Annotated in this window: 2 pseudogenes; both read right to left on the bottom strand. The window is 73.8% G+C overall.

The features are described from left to right. Positions 1–1004: 1004 nt before the first annotated feature. A pseudogene (locus ACFC1R_RS38755) lies at positions 1005–1199 on the bottom strand (transposase family protein); the annotation flags it as partial. 76 nt (positions 1200–1275) lie between these two features. Then, a pseudogene (locus ACFC1R_RS38750) lies at positions 1276–1398 on the bottom strand (hypothetical protein); the annotation flags it as partial. Positions 1399–1681 lie beyond the last annotated feature (283 nt).

Raw genomic sequence — 1681 nt, 5'->3', positions numbered from 1 at the left:
GCCGAACGAGGTACCGGCACACATCCCCGGGCAGCCGAGACGAACGTCAACCCACTAGGAAAATAGGACAATTGATGTGAGATTAGCCCTTCCGGTTGAACCCTGACACCTGCTCACACCATCGGCCGCCGGACACCCCAAACCGCCCGGACACGGTCGAGATGAACCACCGTCAGAGAACGAAGACACCCCCACGGACAACCCAGCGCCGGGGACGACACGAGATGAACCACCGTCAGCTGGCCGGACACCCCGGTAGGGACGGCCCCGTCTGCCGGGCGCGGCGAGATGAACCACCGTCAGCAGACGAGAGGCCCCAAGGGCAGAGCCCCCAGCGCCCGGCGCCCGGCCACACGCCGTCCCCCACCGGCCCACCCGCCAGGCCCCACCCACTCTCACCGACGCCCTGCACCCCCAGGCATTCCCGTCCTCACTGCCGCGGCCGGGATCAACAGCCTGCCGAATCTCCTGCACGCCGGACAGGCACTGGGCCCGCTCACCGCCCCGGCCGGCAGCAGCACCGTCGACGCCCGCATCACAGCCGCCCCGATGGCCGACGCCGCCGGGAGCGATCACCCCGGCCGGCCATGCGAACAGGCCGATCACACATCGACCGGTCGAGGGCCATGGGCGGCAGGCCGGGCCGCCGATCAGTCCGCCGAGCCGGACCGCCACTTCGCCGCACTGCTCGGCCACCGGGCCGCGTGGCCTCCGGGACGCTGCGGGAGACGCGGGAGACATGGAACTTCCACCCGACCAGCGCCGCCACCCGCGCACCGGTCCACACCTGGCCCCGGTCCCAGCCGGGCACGGCCGGCCCCCTGCCCGAGGCATCCGGCCGGCTTCTCCTGGCACCACGCCGACGGCTTGCGCCGCTGCCCGCCCAGCCCCCGTGCAGCCAAGGCCCCGGCCCTTCCCGCCAGGCCACGTGCCACCGGTCGACCGATTCGCGCTCACCCGCAATCTGCGGGCAACCTCCCGCGGCCGGAGAGCCTCGGCGAACAACGCGACGGCCGCCTGAGCGCAAGCAGCGGGCCGGTGTGGTCGATGATTCGGTCGGCCGCCGACTTGGACACCCCGAACAGCGGCGCGATCTGCCGAAGAGTCAGGTTCGTCCGCCAGTAGGCGGCAACCAGGAGCACCCGGTTCTCGAGGGGAAGGCTCCACGGCCGGGCCGGCCGCACCAGGTCGGCGCCCTCGCCGGGCAGACCCCGCACGCGCGAATGCCTCGTCCAGCTCCAGGCGGTCTCCGTCCCCGGCGTCCTCCGGGCGCCGGAAGGGGTCGGCGTAGTGCCGCCCGGCGGCTTCGGACACGTGCAGATGGCCCTCGCCCCGGCCCATCAGCGCCCGCAGGCTCCCGTGCGGTTCACCGAGGGTGGCGTCGGCAGGGACCTCCACCCGTCGCCGGACCGAAGGATTCCGCTTCAAGGTGACCTTCAGTCGCAGTACGGGCGGGCAGCGCCGGGCGTCTCCCTCGGCCTCCACCTGCTCCAGGGCCGCGACGAGCCCCTCTGCCTGCGGATGGCCGCCAGCGCGGAGGAGCGCGATCCGCTCGGTCAGGTTACGGCGGCCGGCTGCACCCGACGTGTCGGGGGGGGGCGGCCGCCGCCCCGCCCCCCCCCCCACCCCCCCCGCGCGGGGGGGGGGCGTCTGGGGGGGGCGGCAAATCAGGAACAGGGTG

It is taken from the genome of Kitasatospora sp. NPDC056138, from assembly GCF_042264695.1.
Classification (GTDB): Bacteria; Actinomycetota; Actinomycetes; order Streptomycetales; family Streptomycetaceae; genus Kitasatospora.
This window is presented reverse-complemented; position numbering and strand designations above follow the sequence as displayed.